The organism is Actinomadura sp. KC06, from assembly GCF_004348735.1.
Classification (GTDB): domain Bacteria; phylum Actinomycetota; class Actinomycetes; order Streptosporangiales; family Streptosporangiaceae; genus Spirillospora.
The window spans coordinates 1-25730 of record NZ_SMKT01000008.1; the positions used below are offsets into that span (position 1 = coordinate 1).

Here is a 25730-nt window from a genome sequence, read left to right on the forward strand (position 1 = left end):
TGGTTTTGGCGAAGGGGAAACACCCGGTCCCATCCCGAACCCGGAAGTTAAGCCCTTCAGCGCCGATGGTACTGCACGGGAGACTGTGTGGGAGAGTAGGACACCGCCGGACACATCGTAAAAGGGGGAGGCCCCGCCATTAGTGGCGGGGCCTTTCTCATGTTTCTGCGGCAGGTCAGCCCTCTAGCAGCGCTTTGGCGTAGGTGGACAGCGAACGGTTGTATCGCGGCAGGTGGCGCGACAGCGCCCCGAGGGCGAGCGATGCCGCCTCACGGTCACGTCCCAGATCGGTGAGCGCGAGGGCCAGGAACGCGGTCACGGCGTCATCGAGCTCGTCGGAGACCGCGTCGCCTTCCGCGGTGAGCAGCGCAACACTCTCCTCGGCCCGGCCGAGGTTCCGGAGGGTGCTGGCGAACTGGATCGTCGCCTGACGCCGTCGCGACCCAGTGAGACCGGCGGCGAACGCCTCTCGGTAGTGCGTCGCGGCCTCGGCCTCGTTGCCGATCGAGTCGTGCGCCGATGCCAGCTCGTAGTGGGCGGTGGCGTCGTCGGCCGGACGCTCGCCGGTCAGCTTCTTGACCTTTGTGAGGAATTCTTGGGGCTCGTGATCGTCGAAGGTGGCCCACAGCTCGGCGATCCGCCGCTCCCAGTCCGGCTCGGTGTTGATCATTCGTCCAGGATACGGCGGGTTTGTCGAGGTCCAGCCGTTGTCCGACGGTGCCTGAGCGGCGGGGTGAGGGGCGGGGCACCAGGCATACGTGCGGGCCTCTGCCGAATGACAGGTGTGCACCTCACTGTTGGGGTCATGGTTGGCACGGTCGATGGCTGGATCAGCAGACTCCGTCTCGGATGCGACGCCCTCGAGGTCGGTTGTGCTGACGGACTGGCGTGGTTGTTCGGACTCGAAGATGGTTCCGGGCGTGATGCGCAACAGTTCCGCGGCCGCGCCGGGGATGTCGCCCAAGGTTCTGAATTCGGGGTCGTCGTCCTGCGGGGCGGGGACGCCTGGCATGACGCCGAGGGTGAGGGGCGTACTGGGAGCGTGCTGCGGATAGGGCGGGTCGGATGCCGCCTACCTGCAAGATCGCTGGAAAGTGGGGGGCGCGACGCTTGCGCACTGTGTGATGGGGGAGAATTGGACCGTTCGACATGGGTCGAACCCACGGCCGCGCCGGTGCCAACCCACACATCTTGCCCCGGCGCGGCCGCGGTCCTTTTGGAACGTTCAGATGGTCATGTGCTGGGCCTCGGGTTTCGTCCGATCGGAGGCTGAGTCTGTCGCTGGTGTAGTGCGTCCGGCCAGGGCGAACATGGCCAGGGCGGCGATGGCGCAGGCGCCGGCCGCGACGGGGAGCGTCCCGGAGCCGAACGTGCCGAGCAGCCAGCCGCCGAGGCCCGCGCCCAGAGAGGCGCCGAGGTAGACGGCGCTGCTGACCAGTGCCAGCGCCTGGGGGCCCGCCTGGGTTCCGGCGAAGGCCAGGGCGCGCGCCTGGACCGGCGGCGGCACCGCCCAGGCGGCCGCCGACCACACGACGAGGGGCAGGACGACCAGCGCCACATGCGCCGGACGCAGCGTCCAGGACAACGCCAACCCCGCCATGGCCGCGGTGAAGACGGCGATGGCCAGCGCGAACGTCCGCGCCGGGCCGATGCGGTCGACCAGGGTGCCGCTGAGACGCGCTCCCGCGATACCGGCGACGCCCACCAGCAGCAGGAGCCAACCGAGCCCGGTCGAATCCACGCCTGCCACGTCCGTGAGGAACGGTCCCAGATAGGTCTGGAAGAGCAGGTTGCCTAGGACGGCGATGATGGCGGCTAGCAGCACGAACGCCAGGGCGGGGCGTGCGAGCGGGCGGAGCCGTTCCGCCATCCCGGCGGCGGGCGGGGGAGCGACGTCGGGCAGCGCGATGAGCAGGAAGGCCAGGGCGGCGATGCCGAGGAGGCCGTTCGCCACGAAGGTCGCCTCCCAGCCGAACGCCGCGCCGATCCACGTCCCGGCCGGCACGCCGGCGACGACCGCGCCGGTCAGTCCCGCCATCACGGTGGCCAGGTCGCGTCCCTGGCGTCCGGGCGGGGCGAGCGCGGCGGTGACCGCGAACACCGTCGGGAGGACGACGGCGGCGGCGAGCGCGGCCAGCACCCGCAGCGCCATCAGCGCCGGATACGACGTGGCGAGCGGGACGGCGAGGTTCGCCGCGCAGAAGAGCAGCATCCCGCCGGCGAGCAGGCGGCGCCGCGGCCAGGACGCGGTGGCCACCGCCGCGACGGGCGCGACGACGGCGCAGATGACGGAGAAGACGGTCACGAGCTGTCCGGCGGCGGCCTCGGTGACCGAGAGGCCATGCGCGATCGACGGGAGGACGCCGACGATCACGAAGTCGTCCGTCTGGAGGGTGAAGGCGGTCAGGGCGAGGGCGGCGAGGCGGAGCCCGCCGCCCGAGCGGCGTCGGAAGAGCGGCATGCCCATTAAGGTAACACTCGTTTCCCTATAGGATGGACGTCCCCGGGACGAAGGAGATCCATCCGTGGCCAGGCCGCGCGATCCGCATCGCCGCACCGAGATCCTCGACGCGGTCCTCGACCACCTCGCCGAGCACGGGATGTCCGGGCTGTCGATGCGTCCCATCGCCCAGGCGCTCGGGCAGAGCACGCGCGTCCTCACCCACCACTTCGCCGACAAGGACGACCTTCTCGCCGCGCTGCTGCAGCGCCTCGACGACGTCCAGCATGAGCAGCTTCGCGCCACCGAGGGCTGGGACGAGACGGGACGGGGCATCGGCGCCATCGTCCGCGACTCCTGGCGCCGCCATCTCGCGCCCGAGAACGTCGCCCATACCCGGCTCGTCCGCGAGATCGAGGGGCTGGCGGCGGCCGGGCGTCTCGGCGACCGGGTCCCGAAGTTCCTGACGGAACGGGCCGAGTTCGTCGCCCGCGCGCTGATCGCCCGCGGCCTCGACCCCGCGCGGGCCCGCGTCAAGGCCACCTATCTGAACAGCGCCTATTCGGGGCTGCAGACCGACATCCTCACCACGGGCGACCGGGAACGCGTCGAAGCGGCGCTCGATGAATTGTGCGCCCTCGCCGACTCCTGGACGGAGAACGCCGCCCGGAGGGTGTAGATCCGCCGGTCCGGCGTGGAGTCCTCCTTGGCCTAGGTGTGCGTGATCGACGTGCGGTGTGCGGCATGCTGTGATCATGCGACTTGTTCCGCTGCCCGCACCTGTCCTCGCGGCGCTTTCGCGGGGCGACCTGGCGGGTGCCGGGACTCTCCTGGGACATGACCTGCCCGGCTACTTCGTCGGCCCCGAGTTGAGGCATGTCTGGTGGCTGCGTCTTGACCAGTTGACGGCCGACCCCGCCAGCGCGCCGTGGTGCATCCACGTGGCGATGGCCGATGACCTGGCCGTCGGCCACGGCGGATTCCATGGACGGCCGGACGAGACGGGCACCGTGGAGGTCGGGTATTCCGTGGACCCCGTTTATCGGCGGCGCGGTCATGGGAAGGCGATCCTCCGTGAACTGTTGCGCCGGGCCAGTGAAGCGCCGGAAGTCAGCAAAGTGCGGGCGACCATCGATCGTGAGAACTTCGCCTCGCTCGCGACCATTGGCGGTTTCGGTTTTGTGTGTGTGGCCGAGCGGGTCCGCGATCTCGTCTTCGTGGCTTCTGCGGATGGTCTCGGTTAGGGGCAGTGAGAGAGGCGTTGGTCGGTCCAGGCGGTGTGGCGTTTGCGGAGGTCTTCGGAGGTCAGGTCCGTCCGGCCGAGGTCGTGGTAGTTGGGCAGCCAGGTCTCGACTGAGTTATGGGAGTTGGTCAGGGCGAACACATCCCAGAGTGGGAGATCGGTGATGGGGTTGCCCGCTGCTTCCTGATAGGCGTTCGTGAAAGTATCGGCTGTGTGGGGGCCGTGGAGCAGGACCAGGTCGAGGCGGCACCACCCGACGTCGAAGCCGCGCGGGGCGCGGGATGCGCCCGACCAGTCGATGACGCCGGTGAGAGCGCCGTCGTCCCACAGGACGTTGCCTGACCAGAAGTCGTAGTGCGTGAGGACGTGCTCGGCCTCGGCGAGGCGGTGGCCGTGAGCCAGCAGCGCCTGGGCGCCGGGCGCGGCGTTGTCGTTGCGGGTGGGTGACGCGAGCGCGGCGGCCATTCCGTCTCGGAGGCCGGTCAGGGAAGTGAGCGGCGTGCCGTGCAGGCGGGCGAGGACCCGGCCCAGCTGGACGGCCGCGGTGCCAGGGGCGACGGACATGATGTCGGCGCGGCCGGGGAGCCGGGTGATCAGGACGGCGGGCTCGCCGAACCGGTGGCCGTCCGGGTCGGCGCCGAGGAGTTGCGGGGCCCAGCCGTCCAGACCGCCGAGGACGTCGAGCACGCGCGCCTCGTTCGCTGCGGCCGTGTCGCCGTGCGGGAAGCGGCGCAGCACCAGCTCCTTCCGGGTCTCTGCGGTCGCGAGCAGGTGCGTGGCGGCATGCGTCCCTCCTGGGAGACGGCGGACGACCCGCACGGGCTCGCCGGCAGCCTGTGCCGCCCAGGCGAGCGCTTCGGCGGACGGAGACGGCTCGATCATTGACGCGAACTCCCTCGTTCAGAGGACTCTCAAGCGGATCCCAGACTCTGCTCGGTGCCTTCTCAGTGTGTTTCAGCAACGTGGTTGCCGGGTCTTCGTCGTCGGTCGGGAGGGAGCCGCATGGGAGGCCGCCCGCTGGTTCGGCTGATCGCGTTGGCGGCTGCCGCGTCGTTGCTTCCTTGACAATGCCGCGCACCGGCTTTCGCGGCAGGATCGCGAGCGGTTGCAGGAGCTGCTGCGGCGTCTCCGGGACTGACAGGGTGAGGAATGTCGCACGTGAGATTCTGCCCCCGGCCACGGGTCCGGCGGTGTCGCTTTCGTCCAGGTTGGCTCCGAGTTTGCCGGGTGTCCGGCCAGGACGTCGTAGGCTGCTCGGATGGCTGAGAAGTTGTGGCAGATCGAGCCGTCCGGGCCGCTGCGCGGGGACGTCACCGTGCGGGGCGCCAAGAACGCGGTCAGCAAGCACATGGTCGCGGCCATGCTCGCGGACGGTCCGAGCACGATCGGCAACGCGCCGGACGTCGGCGAGGTCGGGATCACGGCGGGGATGCTGGAGCACGTCGGGATGGCCGTGGAGCGATCCGGCGGCCACGTGGCCGTGGTGCCGGGGCCGGTGTCGGACCCGAGCGTCGGGAAGGCGTTCACCGGGCTGAACCGCATCCCGATCCTGATGCTGGGGCCGCTGCTGCATCGGGCGGGCGAGGCGTTCGTGCCGCTGGTCGGGGGCGACCCGATCGGGCGGCGGCCGGTCGACTTCCACGTGGACGCGCTGCGCGCGTTCGGGGCCGAGGTGAGGATCGAGCCCGACGGGATCCACGCGCGGGCGTCCAGGCTGGTGGGGACGCGGATCGAACTGCCCTACCCGAGCGTCGGCGCCACGGAGACGGTGCTGCTGGCGGCCGTCCGCGCCGAGGGGAAGACCGTCATCCGGAACGCGGCGACCGAGCCGGAGATCATCGAGCTGGCGCTGTTCCTGCAGCGGATGGGGGCGCGGATCTCGTTCGCGCCCGACCGGCGGATCGTGGTCGAGGGCGTCGAGCGGCTGACCGGGGCGCAGACGCGCCTCGCGGGCGACCGGATCGAGGCGTTCTCCTACCTGGTGGCGGGCCTGGTCACACGAGGAGAGGTGCGGGTGCACGGCTGCCCGCAGGACCGGCTCGTCACGGCGATCACGACGCTGACCAGGATGGGCGCCGAGTTCGAGATCACGGACGAGTGGATCATGGCGTCCGCGCCGGACGGGCTGAGGCCCGCCGCCGTCCAGACCGACACGCACCCCGGTTTCGCGACGGACTGGCAGACGCCCCTCATGGTCCTGTTCACCCAGGCGGACGGCATGTCGGTGCTGCATGAGACCGTCTACGAGAACCGGCTGGCGTACGTTCCCGCGCTGCAGAGCATGGGCGCCGAGATCGAGGTCTACGACACCTGCCTGGGCGGTCCCGCCTGCCGCTACCACGACACGGCGGCGCTCCATTCGGCCGTGGTCCGCGGCGTCAGCAAGCTCCGTGGCGGGGACGTGACCATGCCCGACATCCGGGCCGGGTTCTCGGCGGTGCTCGCGGCGGCGGTCGCGGAGGGCCCGTCCACGCTCCGCGGCGTGCACCACATCGAGCGCGGCTACCACCGGCCGGTGGAGCAGTTCCGGGCGCTGGGCCTCGCCCTGCGCGCCGGCTAGGCGCTGGCCGGAGGGCGGACGGCCGCCGTCGGGTGCGGCCAGGTGAAGGTGAGCGCGCCGCCGATCGGGAGGTCGCGCCAGAGCGGGGCCAGTTCGTCCAGGCGGTTCAGGATCCGGTCGACGGTGGGCGCGTCCTCGGGCGGGATCGACTGGCCGTCCGCCCAGGCGGGAGTGGTGGCGCCGGCGCGGCGGCGCCAGGCGACGTCGCACACGCCCGCGAAGTACTCGGACGTGGCCATGTCGCCGCGGTCGGCCTTGCCGAGCGACGCTTCGCGCTTCTTCAGTTTGCGCTGCGCCCGCGCCCGCCGCCGCGGATCGCCCGGGGTCTCGGCCGTCTCGGCGAAGCCGCCGCCGCCCGCCGCGGCGCGTCCGAAGACGCCGGACGACAGCCCGAGCTCCGCCTCGGTCAGGTAGTGGACGAGGTCGTGCGGGATGTTCTCGTCGAATCCGGGGGCGGGGTCCATGCGGCGCGAATGCCCGCCGGGCAGCGTGATCACCGTGGCGTAGCGGCGGTGACCTGTGCGTTCGAAGGCGACCTCCATGCCGCCAGGCTAGGCCGCACCGTTCGTCCGGCGCATTCCGTTTTCCGGCCCGCCCGTTACGGTGGATGATCATCGGCAGGGAGGGACGACCGTTGGAGCTCGACCGGCACGACCCCTGGCCCTTCTACACCCGGGCCAGGGAGGCGGACGGGCTGACGTTCGTCCCCGGGCTGGACGCCTGGCTCGCCGCCCGGGACGCCGACGCGCGGGCGGTGCTGCGCGATCCGGAGGCGTTCTCGTCGGCGAACGCGATGCGTCCGGACGTGGTGCCCGGCCCGGAGGCGGTGGCGGTGCTGCAAGCGGTCCCGGCGGGCAGGCCCGTCGTGCTCACCGCCGACGGAGACGAGCACCGGCGGGTGCGGGAGCCGCTGACGCGCGGCCTGTCCCCGAAGCGTGTCGCGGCGGCCGTCCCGTTCATCACAGGACGAGCCGCCGAGCTCGTGGCCTCGTTCGCCGCCGAGAACCGGGTCGAGCTGATGGGACGGTACGCGCGCGTCCTGCCCGGCGAGGTGATCGGACATCTGCTCGGCATCGACCCCGCCGACGTGCCCGCCCTGGTGGCGGGCAGCTACCGGGCCGATGACCTGGTGTTCCGCTCGATGAGCACGGAGGAGCAGGTCGCGGCGGCCCATGAGGTCGCGGGCATGAAACGGGTCCTGGACGCGCACGTGAAGGCCCGCGGCACGCACGGAGGGGACGATCTGTGCGGCGAGATGATCCGCGCGATCGAGCCGCACGGCACGCTCATCTCCAACCTGCAGAACCTGCTGCTCGCCGGGCACCTCACGACCACGGCGCTCATCGGCACGGCCGTCCTGCACCTGCTGCGCCACCGGGACCAGTGGGAACTGCTGCGCGCGCGGCCCGAGCTGATACCGGCCGCCGTGGAGGAGACGGCCCGGTACGAGCCGCCGATCCAGGGGTTCCGGCGGGTCACGACCCGTCCCGTCGCGCTGGCGGGAACCGAGCTGCCCGAGGGCGCCGAGGTCTTCGTCGCCTTCGCCGCGACCGGACGCGACCCGGACGCTCACGACCGTCCCGACACTTTCGACATCACCCGGGAGCCCGCGCGGCACCTGGCGTTCGGGCACGGCGCCCACGCCTGCCCCGGCGCGCAGCTCGCCCGCGAGCAGGTCCGGATCACGCTGGAGACGCTGACGACCGAACTGCCCGGCCTGCGGCTGGACGGGCCGGTGGAGATGCTGCCCAGCCTGATCCACCGCTCGCCCAAGGAGCTTTTCCTTACCTGGTGATGGCCGAAAGGTACAAGACGGACGAGGAAGCGGCGGCCACGCTGGAGTCATGGACGTGGACAAGGCATCCGACTTCATGGCCGCTCACGCGCGCATGCTCGACCGCCGCCGATTCGAGCTGCTGACGAACAACGGCGACGGCGACGGCGGCCGCGATGCGCTGCTGGCCGCACTGAACGCCTACCGGAACCCCGACGGCGGCTACGGCCACGGACTCGAACCCGACCTGCGGTCGCGGACGAGCCAGCCCGGCCCCGCGCTGCACGCGTTCGAGGTCTTCGCGGAACTCGCCCCGGACACCGGCCCGGAGGCGGTCGCGCTCTGCGACTGGCTGGAGTCGGTGACGCTCCCGGACGGCGGCCTGCCGTTCGCGCTGGACATCCCCGATCCCGCCGGGTGCGCGCCGTTCTGGACGGGCGCCGACCCGCAGACGTCCTCGTTGCAGATCACCGCGGTCGTCGCGGCGATGGCGCAGCGCGTCGCCGTCCATGACAAGGCGGTCGCCGCGCATCCCTGGCTCGACCGCGCCACCCGGTACTGCCTCGACACCGTCCGGGCGAAGGACGAGGCGGAGGAGGAGCCGCAAGCGCTGGAGCTCGCGTTCACGCTGTGGCTGGCCGACGCCGTCCGCGACACCGAGGCCGTCGACCTGCTCGGGAAGCACATTCCGCCGAGCGGGCTCGTCCACGTCCAGGGCGGCCTGGAGGACGAGATGATGCGGCCGCTCGACTTCGCGCCCCTCCCGGACCGCCCCGCCCGCGCGCTGTTCGACCCGGAGGTCGTGGCCGGCGAGCTGCGCCGGCTCGACGAGCGGCAGGAGGACGACGGCGGGTGGCGGGTCGACTTCGCCAGCTACTCGCCCGCCGCGGAGCTGGAATGGCGCGGCTACGCGACCGTCGCCGCCGTGGCGATCCTGATGCGCGAATCCGGTCCAGACGCGTGAACCTGACGCGAGTCCGATCCTGACTCGCGAATGCGATCTTGACGAACGAATGCGATCCGGCGAGTGAAACCGGACCGTCCTGACCGGCGATCGGATATGCATGAAGGGTGATCGATCCCTCCGCGCCCTCGCCCAAGTACATGCAGCTCCGCGCCATCCTCCTCCACATGATCGAACAGGAGCGGCTGCCGGTGGACGCGCCCGTCCCGTCCGAGCGCGAGCTGTGCCGGCGGTTCGGGGTGTCGCGGATGACCGTCCGGCAGGCCGTCGACCTGCTCGTCGCCGAGGACCGGCTCCGCCGCATCCCCGGCAAGGGCATGTACGTGGCCCGTCCCAAGGTGCAGATGCCGAAGGAGCTGGTGTCCTTCACCGAGGACATGCGCGCCCGCGGGATGGAGCCCGCCTGCCGCGACCTCGACACCCGGACGGTCACGGCGGACGCACGCCTGGCCGGATACTTCGGTGCCTCCCCGGGTGTCGCCGTGCACGTCCTGGAGCGGCTGCGGCTGGCGGACGGCGAGCCGATGGCGGTGGAGCGCTCGCACATCCCGGCGTCCCTCGCGCCGGACCTGTTCGAGCGCCGCGAGCCGGGGTCGTCGCTGTTCGCCGTCCTGGAGCGCGAGTTCGGGATCTTCATGGACGCGGGTGAGCAGACGATCGAGGCGGGCCCCGCCGACGCGCGCCAGGCCGGGCTGCTGGGCATCGAGCCCGGCGGCACCGTGTTCCTCCTGCGGCAGCGGACGTTCAGCCGCGGGGTCTGCGCCGAGGTCGCGTTCGCGACGTACCGGGCCGACCGGTACCGCATCCACCTCGGGCTGGAGACCCCGCGCCACGCAGCCCCTTAGCCGGACGCGCCGCCCCCTAGCTGGACACGCCGCCCCTGGCCCGGACACGTCCCGCCGGACACGCCGCCTGCCTGCCGGAGGCGTCCGCCGAGGAGCGCATGCGATCCTTGAGACGCTGGTCACATCAATGCCGAGGGCGCCGGTGCACGTCCTCGGCCGACGGCAGCGGAGGCTCCCGATGGACAACGGCTCGTCGAGCGAAGCTCGTCCGTTGAATGGCGGTGGGCGGGGGCTGGAGGACGGTCCGGGCTACACGGCGCTTAGCCCGCTTGCGTTCCTCAAGCGGTCCGCGGAGGTGTTCCCCGGCAAGACCGCCTACGCCTACGGGGACCGCCGCGCCACGTACGCGGAGTTCGCCGCCGAGACGACCCGGCTCGCGAACGCGCTGCGCGCCTCCGGGATCGAGCCTGGGGACCGCGTCGCGTACCTGGCGCCGAACGTCCCGGAGCTGCTGGTCGCGCATTTCGCCGTGCCGCTCGCCGGGGCGGTGCTCGTCGCGATCAACACGCGGCTGGCGCCGGACGAGATCCGCTACATCCTCGGCCATTCCGGAGCGAAGGCGCTGGTCGTGGACGCGGGGCTGCACCCGTCCGCGGCGCCCCTCGCGGGCCGGCTGCCGGAGGTCGTCGTCACGGTCCCGGCGGCGGGCGCGGAACCCGACCCGGCGGTCGGCGGCATCACCTACGCCGAGCTCCTGGCGCGCGGCTCGGACGACCCGCTGCCGTGGGGCGTCGACGACGAGAACGCCGCCATCTCGATCAACTACACGTCCGGCACCACGGGTCGCCCGAAGGGCGTCGTCTACACGCACCGCGGCGCGTACCTGAACGCGCTCGGCGAGGTGGTGCACTCGCGGCACACGCCCGCCAGCGTGTACCTGTGGACGCTGCCGATGTTCCACTGCAACGGCTGGTGCACGCCGTGGGCGCTCGCCGCGATCGGCGGGACGCAGGTGTGCCTGCGCGCCGTCGTCGCAGGTGAGGTGTGGCGGCTCATCGACGCCGAGGGTGTCACGCACCTCAACGGCGCGCCGACCGTCCTGGTGACGATCGCGAACGCGCCGGAGGCGCACCCGCTGGACCGGCCGCTGACCGTGACGACGGCGGGCGCCCCGCCCAGCCCGACGATCATCGCCCAGATGGAGGGGCTCGGCGCGGACATCGTCCACGTGTACGGGCTGACCGAGACCTACGGGCCGTACTCGGTGTGCGAGCCGCAGCCCGGCTGGCCGGGTCTGGCCGCGTCCGACCGGGCCCGGCTGCTGGCCCGGCAGGGCGTCGGCATGGTCCAGACGGACGGCCTCCGCGTCGTCGACGACGACATGGACGACGTCCCGGCGGACGGCGAGACGCTCGGCGAGATCGTCATGCGCGGCAACAACGTCATGAAGGGCTACCACGAAGACGAGGAGGCCACCGCGAACGCGTTCCGGGGCGGCTGGTTCCACTCCGGCGACCTCGGCGTCCGCCACCCGGACGGCTACGTCGAGCTGCGCGACCGGTCCAAGGACATCATCATCTCCGGCGGCGAGAACATCTCCACGGTGGAGGTCGAGCGCGCGATCGACTCGCATCCCGCGGTGCTGGAGGTCGCCGTCGTCGCGGTCCCGGACGACAAGTGGGGCGAGCGTCCCAAGGCGTTCGTGGTGCTCCGCGACGGGCACGCCGCGACCGGGGACGACCTGATCGAGCACGTCCGGACGGGCCTCGCGCGGTTCAAGGCGCCCGACGCGGTGGAGTTCGTGGCGGAGCTGCCGAAGACGTCCACCGGTAAGATCCAGAAGTTCCAGCTCCGCGAGAGGGAATGGGCGGGACGCGAGCGCCGGATCCTGTGAGGAGCGGCGGTTCCTGGGAAGTGTCCCAGGGCGGTGTCTCATGACCGAGGACCGTGCCCGCCGTCGATCCGAGAGGGGAGCGGGATGTCGCCCACCGGCGAGCAGACAGGGAACGTGCTGATCGTGGGGGCGGGCCCCACGGGGCTCCTCCTGGCCGGCGACCTGGCCGCGGCCGGGATCGGCTGCACCGTCCTGGAACGGCGCGCCGCGGAGACGAGCAACCTGACGCGGGCTTTCGCCGTGCACGCGCGGACTCTGGAGATGCTGGACGCGCGAGGCGTCGCGGACGACCTCGTCGCCACCGGCGAGCGCGTCGGCGCGGTACGGCTGCTGGGGAAGACCAGCCTCGACCTGTCGCGGCTGCCGGGCCGGTTCCCGTTCCTGCTGGTCACGCCGCAGTACGAGACGGAACGCGTCCTGCGGGAACGGGCCGTCGCCGCGGGCGCGGAGATCGTGCACGGGGCCGAGGCCGTCGGGCTCCGCCAGGACCCGGCGGGCGTCGACGTGGAGGTGCGGACCTCCGGCGGCGCGACGGAGACGCGGCGCGCGTCCTATGTCGTCGGGGCGGACGGGGTCCGCAGCACCGTCCGGCAGGCGCTCGGGCTGCCGTTCCCCGGCCACGCGGCCGTCCGGTCGGTGATGCTCGCCGACGTCCGGCTGCGGGACGCGCCCCGCGACGTGCTGACCGTCGACTCGACCGGCGACGCGTTCGCGTTCCTGGCGCCGTTCGGGGACGGCTGGTACCGGGTGATCGCGTGGAACCGCCGGCACCAGGCGCCGGACTCCGAGCCCGTCGACATGGACGAACTGCGCGAGGTCACCCGCCGCGTCCTCGGCACCGACCACGGCATGCACGACCCGCGCTGGACGTCCCGGTTCCACAGCGACGAGCGGCAGGTGCCGAAGTACCGGGTCGGCCGCGTGTTCCTCGCGGGCGACGCCGCGCACGTCCACTCCCCGGCGGGCGGGCAGGGCATGAACACCGGGATGCAGGACGCCGCGAACCTCGGCTGGAAACTCGCCGCGGAACTCCGGGGCTGGGCGCCGTCCTGGCTGCTCGACAGCTACCACGAGGAACGGCATCCGGTCGGGCGGCTCGTCGTGCGCGGCAGCGGCGCGATCCTGCGCGGTGCGCTCGCCGAACCGCTGTGGCTGCGCAGGGCCCGGACCGCCGGCCTCTGGACGGCGACGCACGTCCGGCCGGTCGCGCGGCGGCTCGCGGGCGCCGTCTCCGGCATCGACATCGCCTACCCCGCGCCGCGCGGCTCTCACCGACTCACCGGACGGCGGGCGCCGGACGTCCCGCTGGCGGGCGGCCCCGGCGGCTCGGGCGGCTCCGGCCGGTTGTACGGGCTGCTTGGCGACGGGCTGTTCGTGCTAGTCGTCGGGGCGAACGACCCGGCGGTCACCTACCTGGCGACCAAGCGGTGGGCCGGACGCGTGCACTGCGCGCTGGCGGGCGGATCGACCCGGACGACGGCGCTGATCCGTCCGGACGGCTACATCGCGTGGGCCACGGACGAGACCGCGCCCGACCGCCGCGCCGCCGCGATCCGCGACGCCCTCAACCAGTGGTGCGGCCAGCCCTCCACCAAGGAAGTCCATGAGCCGCATCCGGTCGAGAGCGTCCCCGGAGAGGACGGGACCCCGAAGGAGCGGGGGACCCGGCCGTGAGCGCCGGGGCAGCGGAGGGCGGGGGACGCGGCGTCGCCCGCAAGCTGATCGCCTCGCACCTGGTGAGCGGCGAGATGACGCCCGGCGCCGAGATCGGGATCCGCGTCGACCAGACCCTCACCCAGGACGCGACCGGCACGATGGTCATGCTGGAGCTGGAGGCCCTCGACCTCGACCGCGTCCGGACGGACGTGTCCGTCCAGTACGTCGACCACAACCTGCTGCAGGCCGACGAGCGCAACATGGCCGACCACATCTTCCTGCGGTCCGCGTGCCGCCGGTACGGGCTGTGGTACTCCAGGCCGGGCAACGGCGTCTCGCATCCGACGCACATGCAGCGGTTCGGCGTGCCGGGCGCCAGCATGGTCGGCTCCGACTCCCACACCTGCGCGGCCGGGTCGCTCGGCATGCTCGCGGTCGGCGTCGGCGGGCTGGAGGCCGCGATGGCGATGGCCGGGGAGCCGCTGCATGTGACGATGCCGGAGATCTGGGGCGTCCGGCTGGCGGGGGAGCTCCCGCCCTGGCTGAGCGCCAAGGACGTGATCCTGGAGATGCTGCGGCGGCACGGCGTGCGCGGCGGCGTCAACCGGATCATCGAGTACCACGGCCCCGGCCTGGCGTCGCTGACCGCGATGGACCGGCACGTCATCGCGAACATGGGCGCCGAGCTGGGGGCGACGACGACGGTGTTCCCGTCCGACGAGCGGGTGCTGGAGTTCCTGCGCGGCGAGGGGCGCGAGGACGACTTCACCGAGATCGCCGCCGACGCCGGCGCGTCCTACGACGTCACCGAGGAGATCGACCTGTCGTCGCTGGAACCGCTGATCGCCCGTCCCGGCTCGCCCGGCGACGTCGTCGCGGTGCGGGACGCGGCGGGCGAGGACGTCCACCAGGTGGTCGTCGGGTCGTCGGCGAACCCGGGGCTGCGCGACTTCGCGTCCGTCGCGGCGATCGTCAAGGGCCGCCAGGTGCACCCGGCGGTCTCGCTGGACGTCAACCCGACGTCCCGGCAGATCCTCCTCGACCTGACCCGGATGGGCGCGGCGGCCGACCTCCTCCAGGCGGGCGCCCGCATCCACCAGGCGGGCTGCCTCGGCTGCATCGGCATGGGGCAGGCCCCGGCCATCGGGCGCAACAGCCTGCGGACGTTCCCGCGCAACTTCCCCGGACGGTCCGGCACCGCGGACGACCTCGTCTGGCTCTGCTCCCCGGAGACCGCCGCGGCCGCCGCGCTCACCGGCCGCATCACCGACCCGCGCGACCTCGGCATGGACCCGCCCGTCGTCCGGCTGCCGCGCAGGTCCAGCGTCAACCGGCAGATGCTCGAACCGCCGCCGCCCGAGGACGAGGCGCGCGGCGTCGCGCTGGAGAAGGCGCCGAGCATCGGCGTCCTGCCCGGGCTGGACCCGCTCCCGGACGAGCTGGAGGTCCCCGTCGTCATCAAGGTCGGCGACGACGTGTCGACCGACGAGATCCTCCAGGCGGGCGCGCGGGCCCTGCCGTTCCGCAGCGACATCGCCCGGCTGGCGGACTTCGCGTTCACCCGGCTCGACGAGGGCTACCCGGAGCGGGCGCGGGAGGCCGGGCCGCACGCCGTCGTCGGCGGCCGCAACTACGGCCAGGGGTCCTCGCGCGAGCACGCCGCGATCGCGCCCCGCCACCTCGGGCTCCGGCTCGTCCTCGCCCGCGGGTACGCGCGCATCCACTGGCAGAACCTCGTCAACTTCGGGATCCTGCCGCTGGAATTCGCAGACGAGGCGGACTACGGCCGCGTCGAGCAGGGGGACGTGCTACGGGTCGAGAACGTCCGCGAGGCGCTGAAGGCCGGGACGGGGATCGACGTCCGCAACACCACCAGGGACGAGACGTACCGGGCGCGCCACCGCCTGTCGCCGCGGCAGCGCGACCTCGTCGCCGCCGGCGGCCAGATCCCCCTCCTCCGGCGGCGCTCAGGCGGCTAGTACCGGCGCTCCTCGCGGCCGTAGCCGAGTTCCTCGGCGACGTCGGCGACGTTCTCGTACTCGCGCCTGGGCAGGGTCCGCAGCTGCTCGACCGCCGCGTCGGGCGCGCCGCCCTCGGCCGCGTGCCGGATCAGCTCGTTCGGGCGCGCCGGGTAGCGGACGCCGCTGAGCATCCGGGCGAGCGCGCTGCGGCCCTCGACGTCCTGCGCGCTCATCCCGGGCGGGGAGCCCTCGCGCTCGCCGGCGGACGGCGCGGTCGGGTCCGCGGGGTCGTCGTTGGAGAACGGCTCGGTCTCCTTGAACTCCTCGGCGTGCGTGGAGTGACCGCCGCTGACCATGCCCTGCGTCTCCCGGCCGATCTCGTCGTCCAGCTTCGGGCCGTGCTTGTCGCTCTTGTCAGGCATCCTTGGACCTCCTGACGCGGGAACGTTCCCGCGCGGGCGCGCCCAAACATGCCCGCGCCGCGGCGGCCGTCAGGACTGCGACAGGCGCATCATCCGCAGGACGCGCCGCACCAGCGAGTCCGGCTCGTCCGCGGGCGGCGCGTCCCGCTCCGGCACCTCGTCCGCGGCGGCGGGACGCGCGGGCGGCTCGGGCGCGCCGGCGGCCAGCTCGTAGGTGACCGGCAGCGACCGCAGGCCCCGCATGAGCGGCGACGAGCGCCACGGGAGCTGATCGGCGGGCAGCGCGAGCCGCAGCGCGGAGAGCCGCTCGAACAGCCGCTCCACCGCGATCGTGGTGACGGTGGTGGCGAGGTCGCGGCCGAGGCAGGCGTGCGGGCCCGCGCCCCACGCCAGGTGCGCGCGGGAGCTGTAGATCGAGTCGGGCGCGGACGTCCGGGTGAACGCCGGGTCCAGGTGGGCGGCGGCGGGCGACACCAGGACCGGGTCGCCGGCCGCGATCTGGAACCGGCCGACGCGCACGTCCGCCCTCGCCCACCGGAACGCCAGGTTGGCCATCGGCGGGTTCGCGGCCGAGGCCCGGTTGATCGCCTCCTGGATCATCCCGGCGGACACGCTGTCGCGGGCGCCGGTCTCGCCGATGAGGACCTCGGTGATGGTGTTGCAGATCAGCGTCCCGGTCACGTCGCCGACCAGGCCGGTCATCATCGCCATCTCGCGGGTCAGCTCGTCGGCGGTCAGGTCGGGCACGGCGGCGAGCATGTACGAGGGGAGGTCCGCGCCCGGGTTCCGCGTCCGCGCTTCGCAGACGCCCGCGACGCGGGCGGTCAGCCGGTCGGACGCCTCCTGCGCGTCCGGGCCGGCGTCCATCACCCGCCACAGGTCGATGATCAGCTCGTCGTCGCCGTCCGCGCCGTCGCCGAGCAGCCGCCCGATGACCATCAGCGGCAGCGGCCGCGCGTACTGCGCCGACAGGTCGGCCCAGCCGGTGCGGCCGCCGTTCTCCGCCAGCACGGTGATCAGCTCGTCGGCGTACCGCCTGACGTCCCGTTCGAGGGCCTTCGCCTCGGCCCTTGAGCGGTCCTGGAACGGCCGGAGCCCCTCGGCCCAGGCGCCGCGGAGCCGGGTGGAGTTGGCCCCGTCGCGGAACCCCGAGTTGCCGGACTCGACGACGGGCCGCATCGGCCAGTCCGCCGGGACGGCGCCCTCCCGGTACGCGCGCCACGCCTCCACCCGCCTGCTCCAGATGCCGCGCGTGTCGCGCAGGATGTCGAGCGTCTGGGAGTAGCCGATGACGAGCCACGCGGGGACGCCGAGCACGTCCACCGGCGCGACCGGGCCGTACTCGGCGCGGAGCCGCTCGTAGAAGACCGCGGGACGGGACTCGTAGTCGCGGTTCAGCAGCGGCTGGACGGCGAGCGCCTCCAGCGGCGGGTGGCCGGGCTCGGCCCGCGGTCTCTGCGAATCCACGGGCACAAACCCTAGGAGAGATCGTTAGCCGCTGGTCGGTTTATGGCGGAATCTACCGAGATGATCTTCTCGGCGTGTGCGGATGGCCACGTTCCGCTGGGTATGTGAGGCTAGGGGTGCCCTAAAGAGCTGGAGGTCCGCATGAGCGACTCGTCAGGAGAACCCGAAGAAGGCGAGGACGACGTGAAGCGCAGGTTCCGGGAGGCCCTGGAACGCAAGCGCGGAGCGGCCGGCAAGAACGCCGGCGCGGCCGGGAGGGGCGGCTCGAAGGTGCGCGGCAAGCACGACCGTGCCGACCATCAGCGGCAGTTCCGCCGCAAGAGCGGCTGACCGGGAGACCGGGACGCCGTCCGACCATGACCCCCGCGCGGGAGGCGCGGGGGTCGGCCCGTCTCAGGCGCCGTCCGGGGCCGCGATCAGGCGTTGTACAGCTTCTTCGTGTAGTTGGCCTCGGCGTAGTACTCCTCGAGCTTCTCGATGGGCTCGTCGGCGCGCTGGACGTCCTTGACGATGGTGGGGAAGGACGGCAGCGCGTCCGGTTCCCAGGTCTCCGGCTTCCACAGCTTCGAGCGCATCAGCGCCTTCGCGCAGTGGAAGAAGATCTGGTCGATCTCCACGACCAGGGCGAGCGCCGGGCGGTGCCCCTTGACGATCATGTCGTCGAAGAACGGCGCGTCCCGGACGAGCACGGCCCGGCCGTTGATCCGCAGCGTCTCACCGCGCCCCGGGATGAGGAAGATGAGCCCGACGTGCGGGTTGGCGAGGACGTTCAGGAAGCCGTCCGCGCGGCGGTTGCCGGGACGGTCCGGCACGGCGATCGTCGTGTCGTCGATCACATGGACGAACCCGGGCGGGTCGCCCTTGGGCGAGACGTCGCAGTTCCCGCCGGCGTCGCTGGTCGCGATGAGGCAGAACGGGGACCGGGCGAGCCAGTCGCGGTCGCGGTCGTGCAGCGCGACGCGCTCCTTCTCGACCGCCACCCGCATCGGCGCGCCGAGCAGCTCGCGCAGCTCCTCCGCTGACGTGATCGCAGTGAACTCAGAGGCGACCGTCATCGCCGCTCCTTCCGCCGGGGAGATCGGGAGATCAGCCTAACTTTCCCGCCGTGCCGGCCTCCCGCCGGGCCCGTCGCGGCGAAATGAGGGCGGCCGCGCGATCGGCGGTTATTCAAGCGATATGGAGCAAAAGATTCATGAATCTTGACAGCTTTCTCGCCTTTTTCATCTAATGCAGAAGGCCCGCGGCGCGGCGGCGCCGGCCGCGATCGCGCGGGCCCGGGGGCGGTCCCTGCCAGCTCGGCGACCCGGTGGAACGAGGGCATCGATGAGCGGACGCACGCGGGGCCGGCCGATGGTCATGGTCGCCGCCGCGATCGCGGGCGTCCTGGCGCTGACCGGGATCGGCGCGTACGCGTTCGCCGAGATCGCCGGCTGCGCGGCCGAGGACCGCATCACCCTGGACGTCGCGGCGGCGCCGGAGATCGTGCCCGCGCTGGCCGCCGCCGTCCGGCGGTTCGACGGCTCCACCGGCACGTGCGCGCGGGCCCGCCTGCGCCGCGCCGAGCCGTCCGCGGTGAGCACGCTGCTGTCCGGCCGCGGCGGCGGCGACCGGCCGGACGTGTGGATCCCCGACTCGACCCTTTGGACGGCCTTCGCCCGCCCGGGGGACGTGCGGCCGTCGATCGCCAACACTCCGGTCGTCCTCGCGACGGCGGCCCCGGCCGAGCCCACCTGGAACCTGCTGCTCGGACCCGCCGCCGCCACCGTCGCCGGACGCCCGGAGTCCGCGGCCCGCGGCCCGCGCCCCCAGGTCCCCGACCCCGCCCGCAGCGCCACCGGGCTGGCCGCCCTGCTGATGGCCGACCGCCTGGTCGCGGACGTCCCCGACGGCAAGGCGGTCTTCACCGGCCTCGTCCGCGCGATCAGGGAGACCGTCGCGCCGACCGTGGAGGAGGCGTTCGCCACCACCGGCGCGGCCAGGGACGGGGCGGTCGTCGTCGCGTCCGAGCAGTCGGTGTTCCGGCACAACCGCACGGAGCCCGGCGTGCGCGCCTACGGCGCGGTCCCGCGGGAGGGCACGCTGTCGCTCGACTACCCGTTCACGATCGTCACGCGGGACGGCGACCGGGTGACCGCCGCGGAGAAGCTCGAACGCGAGCTGCGCGGCGAGCGGACCCGCTCCGACCTCAGCGGGCACGGGTTCGGCATCGGGCCCGCCGGGCCGTCCTGGACGCCCAAGGCCGACGACGTGCAGCGCATCGCGCAGTCCTACGCCCGGCTGTCGCTGCCGACCCGCCTGCTCGTCCTGTTCGACATCTCCGGCTCGATGGGGGAGGAGGTCTCGCCCGGCCTCAACCGGCTCCAGGCCACCGCGCAGGTCGGGCAGACCGGGCTGCAACTGCTCGCCGACGACAGCGAACTCGGCGTCTGGGAGTTCTCCACCGACCTGCGCGGCGCGCAGGACTGGGCGGAACGCGTGCCGATCGCGCCGCTCGGCACCCGTGTCGGGTCCATTACGCAGCGGCAGCGCATCCTGAGCGACCTCGGCCGCCTGAAGGTGAAGGAGAGCGGCGACACCGCGCTGTACGAGACGCTGCTCGCGGCGTTCCGCGAGGTGAAGCTCAGCTACAAGCCGGAGATGGTCAACACCGTCCTGGTGTTCACCGACGGCCGCAACGACCATCCGGGCGGGCCGAGCTTCGACCGGACCCTCGCCGACCTCCGCGCCGAGTACGACGCGACGCAGCCCGTCCAGGTCATCCTGCAGGGCTTCGGCGACGACGTGAACGTGGCGGAGCTGACGAAGCTCGCCGAGGCCACGCACGGGATCGTCCAGGTCGCGCGGACGCCGGCGGAGAGCAAGCGGCTGCTGCTGGAGGCCATGTCCAGGCGCGTCTGCACACCCCACTGCTGACGGGCCCCGATCGTCATCTGGGCGCCGGTGACCGCGCCGTGGCGTCCCCCCGTCAAGGCCACGACACGGCCACCGGGCCGCCGCGCCGGGCCTCCCGCCGAAGCGGGGACCCTGGGGAAGAACGCGGCGGTGCGTTGGTGCAGACTCGCGGGCCGGCCGAAACTCATCGCTCCCAGCGCCTTTTATCCGGGACGGCTGGTCGGGGTCAGCCGTGGCGGGCGTCGGGGTCAGTCGTGGCGGGCGTCGCGGTCGGCGGCGCGGCGGGCGTCCCGGGCCGCCTGGCGGGCCTCGCGCGCCGCCTCCTCCGCGCGGGCGCGGTTCTGCTCGGCGCGCTCGACCCGGCGGGACGCCGCGTCCCGCTCGGCGACGGCCCGCTCCAGCTCCCGGCGGAGCCGCCCCACCGCCGCCGACGCCTCCTCGGCCTCCCGCTTCGCCGCGTCGGCCCGCTCCTCGCGCTCGGCCAGCTTCCGGTCGGCCTCCTCCGCCCGCCTGCGCAGCGACTCCGCCCGCCGCGCCCGCGCCGCGCTCGTCCGCGTGACGTTCGACTTCGCCGGGGCGGGCCTCGCCTTTTTCTTCTTCTCTGGCGCCTTGTCGCCGGGCTCGGGCTCGGGTTTGGGCTCTGCCCGCTCCGTCTCGTCCTCCGGGGCCATGGGGAAGCCCGCCGGGACGAAGCCGGTGTGGCTGCGCGGCTGCGTCAGCCGTCCCTCGCGCACCTCGCCGGCGATGCCGGGGTCCACGGTGGCGGCCTGGAGCGTGTCCTCCACCTCCCGGCCCGCCTGCTCGCGCAGCGGATTGCCCGCGTCCGACGCGAGCTCGCCCGCCGCGCGCACGAGCGACCCGACCAGCCGGGCGCGGCGCTGCTCCAGATCGCCGAGCCCGCCGCCCGAGCCCCACGCCTCGCGCATCTCCGCGCCGACGTCCAGCAGCCGCTCCAGGTCGTCCGCGGCCGAGCGGGACAGGAGGTTCACCGCCCACGCCGACAGCGTCGGGCGGCGCAGCGCCCCGATCCGCTTGGCGAGCGCCGCGTCGCCCGCCGCCTTGGCGTCCTGCGCCAGCCGCTTGCGCGTCTCGACGAAGTCGGCGGGCCGGACGCCGTAGAGCTCATCGGCCGCACTGGAGAAGTCCACGTCTGATCTCTACCCGCCTGAGCGGGCGAGAGCTATACTCGTCCACGAGTAATCGTGAGCGAGGAGGGGCGATGGCCAAGCGGCGCAAGGTGGGCAACCTGCTCGGGCTCGCCGTGCTGTCGACGGTCTCGGCCAGGCCGATGCACCCGTACGAGATGGCGTCGCTGATGCGCGCCCGCGGCAAGGACCACGACATGGACATCAAGTGGGGCTCGCTCTACACCGTCGTGGGCAACCTGCAGAAGCACGGCTACCTCGCCGTGGAGGGAAGCGCGCGCGAAGGGGCGCGTCCGGAACGGACCGTCTACCGCATCACCGACGAGGGCCGCGACGAGCTCGCCGACTGGGTCCGCGAGCTGATCGCGGTGCCCGAGCGGGAGCGTCCCAGGTTCGAGGCCGGCCTCTCCGTCCTCGGCGCGCTCGGGCCCGACGAGACCGCGCGCCTCCTGGCCGAGCGCCTCGCCGCGCTTGACCGCGAGATCGCGGACGCTCGCGCCGCGCTCGCGGCCGAGACCGAGGTCCCGCGCCTCTTCCTCATCGAGGCCGACTACGACCTCGCGATCCGGAGCGCGGAGGCCGACTGGGTGCGCGGATTCCTCGCCGAGATCGAGGACGGCTCGCTGCCGGGCCTCGACCTGTGGCGGACGTTCCACGAGACCGGGCGCGTCCCGCCCGAGATCGCCGAGCTGGCGGAGAGAGGAGCCCCGCGGAAGTAGCGACTGAGAGGCCCGGCGGCGGTGCGGCAACACCGCCGCCGGGCCCGAGAACCCACCACCGAGAAACCCGCGCGGAGCGGGCCCTGGCGGCGAGCACGCGATACCAGCCTATCCAGGGGCCCTCCGCGAAGCATGCTCGCGCAACGGAGGAGACCCATGGCGCACGCCATCGAGGCGGACGGCCTCGTGAAGACCTATCCCGGCGACGTCCGGGCCCTGGACGGGCTGTCCATCACCGTCGGCCGGGGCGAGATCCTCGGCCTGCTCGGCCCGAACGGGGCCGGCAAGTCCACCACCGTCAAGATCCTCACCACGCTGATCCGCCCGGACGCGGGCGACGCCGCCGTGGCCGGGCACGACGTGCTGCGCCGCCCCGACCGGGTGCGGCGCCTCATCGGCGTCGTGTCCCAGAAGTCCGGCGCCGACCCCGAGGCGAACGGCCGCGACAACCTCGTCCTGCAGGGCCGCCTCTACGGGCTCGGGGGAGCGGCCGCCCGGCGGCGGGCCGCCGAGCTGCTCGCCCGGTTCGGGCTGGAGGAGGCGGCGTCCAGGCCGGTGAAGACCTACTCCGGCGGGATGCGGCGGCGGCTCGACGTCGCGCTCGGCCTCGTCCACCGGCCGCAGGTCCTGTTCCTGGACGAGCCCACCACCGGCCTCGACCCCGAGGCCCGCGCGTCGATGTGGGCCGAGATCGCCCGCCTCGCCGGGGACGACGCCCTCGCGATCCTGCTCACCACCCACTACCTGGACGAGGCCGACCGGCTCGCCCGGCGGCTGGCGATCGTCGACCGGGGCCGGGTCGTCGCCGAAGGGACGCCCGACGCGCTCAAGGGCGAACTCCGCGGCGACGCCGTCCACGTGGAATGGGCCGGCCCGCCGCCCGAGCCGCCGGTGCGGGAGGCGCTCGGCCGCCTGCCGGGCGTCCGGGAGGTCGTCCTCGACGGTCCGCGCCTCAGCGCCCGCGCCGACGACGGGGCCTCCGCCGTCCCGGCCGTCCTCGCCGCCCTCGACCAGGCCGGAGTCCCCGCCACCGCGGTGACCGTCGCGCGCCCGTCCCTGGACGACGTCTACCTCCGCCACGCCGGCCGCCGCTTCGCGGAAGCCGACACCCTCGCCCACGCCGAAACTTCTGCGGGAGGCGCCCAATGACCACCCTGGCGACCGAACCCAGGCGGACGCCCCGCCCGCGCCCGCCCGCACTGCGACGCCGTTTGGCGGTCCGTGGCCGACGCCGTTTCGCACAGGCCGATGTGTCCGCTCACGCGGAGGCCCGTCGAGAGGAGTGCCCGATGAGCAGCCTGGCGACCGAACCCTGGTGGACGCCCCGCCCGCGCCCGTTCGTGCTGCGGCGCCGTTTCGCGGTCCGTGCCGAACGCCGTTTCGCGCGGGCCGGTGCGCTCGCTCACGCGGAGGCCGTTGAGGGGGGTGTCCGATGACTGCGCTGGTCACCGGTACGTGGTGGATGACTCATCGGCGGTTGTCAGCGCTGCTGCGCAATCCCGCCGTCCTCGTGATGACGCTGGTCCAGCCGATGATCTGGCTGTTCCTTTTCGGGGAGCTGTTCAAGAAGGTCGTCGAATTGCCCGGGTTCGGGGCGACGTCCTACCTGGACTACATCGTCCCCGGCGTCGTGGTCATGAACGCGGTGTCGCTGAACTCGTTCGCCGGGATGGCGACCATGGACGAGATCGACCGGGGCACGCTCGACCGCTTCCTCGTGACGCCCGTGCGGCGCAGCGCGATCGCGAACGCGGGCGTCATCGAGCAGGCGCTGAGCACCGCCTTCCAGTCGATCGTGATCATCCTGCTGGGCTGGGCCGCCGGCGCGCACTATCCGGGCGGGGCGGCCGGGCTCGCCGTGCTGGTCGCCGCGTCCGTGCTGATCGGCGTCGTCCTCGCCGCGCTGTCGAACACGCTCGCGCTCCTCGTCCGCGACCGCAACACGATCATCGGCCTGAACGTGATGCTGCTGCTTCCGCTGACGTTCCTGTCGTCGGCGTTCATGGCCGAAGACCTCATGCCGTCTTGGATCCGGCACGTGGCCGCCGCCAACCCGGTGAGCTGGGCTCTGGACACCGGACGCGCCGCGCTGGCCGAGGACCCCGACTGGGGGGCGGCCGCCATCCACGGCGCCGCGCTCCTCGCCCTGACCATCGCGACCGTGGGCCTGGCCGTCTTCTCGTTCAGGAGCTACCAGAAATCCCAATGACCTGCCGCCCGGCCGGCCACGCTGGCGGCCGGGCGGGTCAGCGGGTGTCGAGGAAGCGGTCCAGGACGCGGGTGCCGAAGGCCAGGCCGTCCAGGGGGACGCGTTCGTCCACGCCGTGGAACATGCCGAGGTAGTCGAGGTCCGGGCCGAGGAGCAGCGGGGCGAAGCCGAAGCTCGCGATGCCGATGCCGTTGAACGACTTGGCGTCGGTGCCGCCCGCCATCACGTACGGGACGGGGCGGGCGAGCGGGTCCTCGGCGCGGAGCGCGCCGGCGAGCGCGGCGAAGGTGGGGCCCGCCGGGTCCGCGGCCGGGGCCTGCTCGTGGTTGATGAACTCGCGGGCGACCCTCGGGCCGAGGAGCCGGTCGATCGTGGCGAGGAACTCCTCGTCCGTGCCCGGCAGGTAGCGCCCGTCCACCTGCGCGGACGCCGTGCCCGGCACGACGTTGACCTTGTAGCCGGCGTCCAGCCGGGTCGGGTTGGCGGAGTTGCGGATCGTCCCGGCGAACAGGCGGCCGACGCCGCCGAGGCGCGCGGCCTCCTCGTCGAGGCGGTCGTGGTCGATGGACGTGCCGAGCGCGTCCGCCAGGCCGTCCAGCAGGGCGCGGACGCCAGGGGTCAGGCGGACGGGCCACTCGTGCGCGGCGATCCGGGAGACCGCGTGCGCGATCTCGGCCACCGCGTTGTCGGGCGCGGGCTTGGAGCCGTGCCCGGCGGTGCCGCGCGCCGTCAGCCGCATCCATGCCGTCCCGCGCTCGCCCGTCGCTATGGGATAGATCCGCGTCCCGGCGGCCGTGACAATGCTGCTCGCCGCCTCGGTGAACCCGCTCGCGGCCCCGGCGCCCGTGCCGACGCTGCTCGCGGCGTCGGCGGGGGCGGGGACGCTGAAGCCGCCGGATTCGCTGATCGCCTCCGTGCAGCCCTCGAAGTACCCGCGGTGCTCGCGCGCCACGTAGCGGGAGCCGTGGGCGCCGGTGCACTCCTCGTCGGCCAGGAAGGCCAGCACCAGGTCGCCGCGGGTGCGGCGGCCCTCCCGCAGCCGCCGCCGGACGGTCGCGAGCGTCATCGCGAGGCTGCCCTTCATGTCGACCGCGCCGCGCCCCCACACGCAGCCGTCGCGGACCTCGCCCGAGAACGGCGGCACCGTCCATTCGGACGGGTCGGCGGGCACCACGTCGAGATGCCCGTGGATCAGGAACGCGGGGTGGGACGGGTCGGTGCCGGGGACGCGGGCCAGCACGCTCGCGCGGCCCGGCTCCGACTCGACGATCACCGGGTCGGCGCCTGCGTCGTCCAGCAGCGCGGCCACGTGCTCGGCGGCGGGACGCTCCGGGTGGGCCACGCCCTCGCCCCGGTTCGTGGTGTCGAAGCGGATGAGGTCGGCGCAGATCGTCGCGGCCTCGGCCGCCGCCCTTTCGGCCGCCGCCTTTCCCGCGGCGACAGCGGGGTCGTTGTGTGCGACTGGCCCCATGATTCCCTTTCGTAACAAGGCTTCATTTTCCTCCGCCGCTGACCTGTGTCAATGAATGATCAAGAACGTCTCGATCCGGTTTCGACTCCGTCAGCGGCGTATCCAAACGGTCACCGCGAGTACGACGC

At 73.1% G+C, this 25730-nt stretch carries 23 protein-coding genes and 1 rRNA gene; 15 read left to right on the forward strand and 9 right to left on the reverse strand.

Translation table 11 applies throughout. The features are described from left to right. Nucleotides 1-112 (forward strand): 5S ribosomal RNA (gene rrf, locus E1287_RS04525); the annotation flags it as partial. Between the two features lie 63 nt (nucleotides 113-175). Here rrf and E1287_RS45405 read toward each other — a convergent pair. Both E1287_RS45405 and E1287_RS04535 read right to left on the reverse strand, forming a co-directional pair. Continuing rightward, the gene (locus E1287_RS45405) at nucleotides 176-1012 is read right to left on the reverse strand and encodes a tetratricopeptide repeat protein (protein ID WP_243718610.1); all 837 of its coding nucleotides are present in this window, start codon (nucleotides 1010-1012) and stop codon (nucleotides 176-178) included. Between the two features lie 213 nt (nucleotides 1013-1225). Next, a complete protein-coding gene (locus E1287_RS04535; protein ID WP_207934007.1) occupies nucleotides 1226-2461 on the reverse strand; it encodes an MFS transporter in 1236 nt (411 codons plus the stop codon). 64 nt (nucleotides 2462-2525) lie between these two features. Between E1287_RS04535 and E1287_RS04540 the strand changes: the two genes are divergently transcribed. Together E1287_RS04540 and E1287_RS04545 are read left to right on the forward strand one after the other, a co-directional pair. Then, nucleotides 2526-3119, forward strand: a complete 594-nt coding sequence (locus E1287_RS04540) for a TetR/AcrR family transcriptional regulator (RefSeq protein WP_131963535.1) — start codon at nucleotides 2526-2528, stop codon at nucleotides 3117-3119. A 76-nt stretch (nucleotides 3120-3195) separates the two neighbouring features. Beyond that, complete coding sequence (locus tag E1287_RS04545) at nucleotides 3196-3684, forward strand: GNAT family N-acetyltransferase (RefSeq protein ID WP_131963536.1); 489 nt, start codon at nucleotides 3196-3198, stop codon at nucleotides 3682-3684. Here the strand turns inward: E1287_RS04545 and E1287_RS04550 are convergent. Further along, nucleotides 3681-4565: an aminoglycoside phosphotransferase family protein gene (locus E1287_RS04550; RefSeq protein ID WP_131963537.1), complete on the reverse strand. Its 885-nt coding sequence runs from the start codon at nucleotides 4563-4565 to the stop codon at nucleotides 3681-3683. The genes E1287_RS04545 and E1287_RS04550 overlap by 4 nt on opposite strands. A gap of 376 nt (nucleotides 4566-4941) precedes the next feature. Between E1287_RS04550 and murA the strand changes: the two genes are divergently transcribed. Then, the gene (gene murA / locus E1287_RS04555; RefSeq protein WP_131963538.1) at nucleotides 4942-6243 is read left to right on the forward strand and encodes a UDP-N-acetylglucosamine 1-carboxyvinyltransferase; all 1302 of its coding nucleotides are present in this window, start codon (nucleotides 4942-4944) and stop codon (nucleotides 6241-6243) included. Here the strand turns inward: murA and E1287_RS04560 are convergent. Continuing rightward, the gene (locus E1287_RS04560) at nucleotides 6240-6785 is read right to left on the reverse strand and encodes a hypothetical protein (protein WP_131963539.1); all 546 of its coding nucleotides are present in this window, start codon (nucleotides 6783-6785) and stop codon (nucleotides 6240-6242) included. The two genes, murA and E1287_RS04560, sit on opposite strands and share 4 nt — an antisense overlap. A 92-nt stretch (nucleotides 6786-6877) precedes the next feature. Here E1287_RS04560 and E1287_RS04565 point away from each other — a divergent pair, with 92 nt between their 5' ends. The 6 genes from E1287_RS04565 to E1287_RS04590 all read left to right on the forward strand — a co-directional run bounded on the left by E1287_RS04565 (nucleotide 6878) and on the right by E1287_RS04590 (nucleotide 15295). Further along, nucleotides 6878-8038, forward strand: coding sequence for a cytochrome P450 (locus E1287_RS04565; protein WP_243718612.1), 1161 nt, complete (start codon nucleotides 6878-6880; stop codon nucleotides 8036-8038). A gap of 49 nt (nucleotides 8039-8087) precedes the next feature. Next, on the forward strand, nucleotides 8088-8981 hold the full coding sequence (locus tag E1287_RS04570; RefSeq protein ID WP_131963541.1) for a hypothetical protein: 894 nt from the start codon (nucleotides 8088-8090) through the stop codon (nucleotides 8979-8981). 107 nt (nucleotides 8982-9088) lie between these two features. Beyond that, a complete protein-coding gene (locus E1287_RS04575) occupies nucleotides 9089-9826 on the forward strand; it encodes a GntR family transcriptional regulator (RefSeq protein ID WP_243718614.1) in 738 nt (245 codons plus the stop codon). Nucleotides 9827-10004: 178 nt separating this feature from the next. Further along, nucleotides 10005-11660 carry a long-chain-fatty-acid--CoA ligase gene (locus E1287_RS04580; RefSeq protein WP_131963542.1) on the forward strand — a complete coding sequence of 552 codons (1656 nt, stop codon included), beginning with the start codon at nucleotides 10005-10007 and terminating at the stop codon, nucleotides 11658-11660. 84 nt (nucleotides 11661-11744) lie between these two features. Continuing rightward, a complete protein-coding gene (locus tag E1287_RS04585; protein ID WP_131963543.1) occupies nucleotides 11745-13334 on the forward strand; it encodes an FAD-dependent monooxygenase in 1590 nt (529 codons plus the stop codon). After that, nucleotides 13331-15295, forward strand: coding sequence for an aconitate hydratase (locus E1287_RS04590; RefSeq protein WP_243718616.1), 1965 nt, complete (start codon nucleotides 13331-13333; stop codon nucleotides 15293-15295). The genes E1287_RS04585 and E1287_RS04590 overlap by 4 nt, the downstream gene beginning before the upstream one ends. Here E1287_RS04590 and E1287_RS04595 read toward each other — a convergent pair. Continuing rightward, nucleotides 15292-15699: a DUF2795 domain-containing protein gene (locus tag E1287_RS04595; RefSeq protein ID WP_131963544.1), complete on the reverse strand. Its 408-nt coding sequence runs from the start codon at nucleotides 15697-15699 to the stop codon at nucleotides 15292-15294. The two genes, E1287_RS04590 and E1287_RS04595, sit on opposite strands and share 4 nt — an antisense overlap. Nucleotides 15700-15768: 69 nt before the next feature. Beyond that, the gene (locus E1287_RS04600; protein ID WP_131963545.1) at nucleotides 15769-17166 is read right to left on the reverse strand and encodes a cytochrome P450; all 1398 of its coding nucleotides are present in this window, start codon (nucleotides 17164-17166) and stop codon (nucleotides 15769-15771) included. A 141-nt stretch (nucleotides 17167-17307) separates the two neighbouring features. Here E1287_RS04600 and E1287_RS04605 point away from each other — a divergent pair, with 141 nt between their 5' ends. Next, the gene (locus E1287_RS04605) at nucleotides 17308-17496 is read left to right on the forward strand and encodes a DUF5302 domain-containing protein (RefSeq protein WP_131963546.1); all 189 of its coding nucleotides are present in this window, start codon (nucleotides 17308-17310) and stop codon (nucleotides 17494-17496) included. 86 nt (nucleotides 17497-17582) lie between these two features. Here the strand turns inward: E1287_RS04605 and E1287_RS04610 are convergent, their stop codons facing one another. Further along, nucleotides 17583-18221: a pyridoxamine 5'-phosphate oxidase family protein gene (locus E1287_RS04610; RefSeq protein ID WP_131963547.1), complete on the reverse strand. Its 639-nt coding sequence runs from the start codon at nucleotides 18219-18221 to the stop codon at nucleotides 17583-17585. Nucleotides 18222-18489: 268 nt separating this feature from the next. Between E1287_RS04610 and E1287_RS04615 the strand changes: the two genes are divergently transcribed. Next, the gene (locus tag E1287_RS04615; protein WP_165968881.1) at nucleotides 18490-20079 is read left to right on the forward strand and encodes a substrate-binding domain-containing protein; all 1590 of its coding nucleotides are present in this window, start codon (nucleotides 18490-18492) and stop codon (nucleotides 20077-20079) included. A gap of 227 nt (nucleotides 20080-20306) precedes the next feature. Here the strand turns inward: E1287_RS04615 and E1287_RS04620 are convergent, their stop codons facing one another. Next, nucleotides 20307-21206, reverse strand: coding sequence for a hypothetical protein (locus tag E1287_RS04620; RefSeq protein ID WP_131963549.1), 900 nt, complete (start codon nucleotides 21204-21206; stop codon nucleotides 20307-20309). Nucleotides 21207-21277: 71 nt separating this feature from the next. On the opposite strand from E1287_RS04620, the gene E1287_RS04625 reads away from it, so the two are divergent. From E1287_RS04625 to E1287_RS04635, 3 genes are all read left to right on the forward strand, one after another. After that, entirely contained in the window at nucleotides 21278-21922 is a 645-nt protein-coding gene (locus tag E1287_RS04625) for a PadR family transcriptional regulator (protein WP_131963550.1), read from the forward strand. Between the two features lie 156 nt (nucleotides 21923-22078). Continuing rightward, the gene (locus E1287_RS04630) at nucleotides 22079-23071 is read left to right on the forward strand and encodes an ATP-binding cassette domain-containing protein (protein WP_131963551.1); all 993 of its coding nucleotides are present in this window, start codon (nucleotides 22079-22081) and stop codon (nucleotides 23069-23071) included. Between the two features lie 283 nt (nucleotides 23072-23354). Further along, nucleotides 23355-24131, forward strand: a complete 777-nt coding sequence (locus E1287_RS04635; RefSeq protein WP_131963552.1) for an ABC transporter permease — start codon at nucleotides 23355-23357, stop codon at nucleotides 24129-24131. A gap of 37 nt (nucleotides 24132-24168) precedes the next feature. On the opposite strand, the gene E1287_RS04640 is transcribed toward E1287_RS04635, so the two are convergent. Further along, nucleotides 24169-25602 carry a M20/M25/M40 family metallo-hydrolase gene (locus tag E1287_RS04640; protein ID WP_131963553.1) on the reverse strand — a complete coding sequence of 478 codons (1434 nt, stop codon included), beginning with the start codon at nucleotides 25600-25602 and terminating at the stop codon, nucleotides 24169-24171. Nucleotides 25603-25730: the final 128 nt, after the last annotated feature.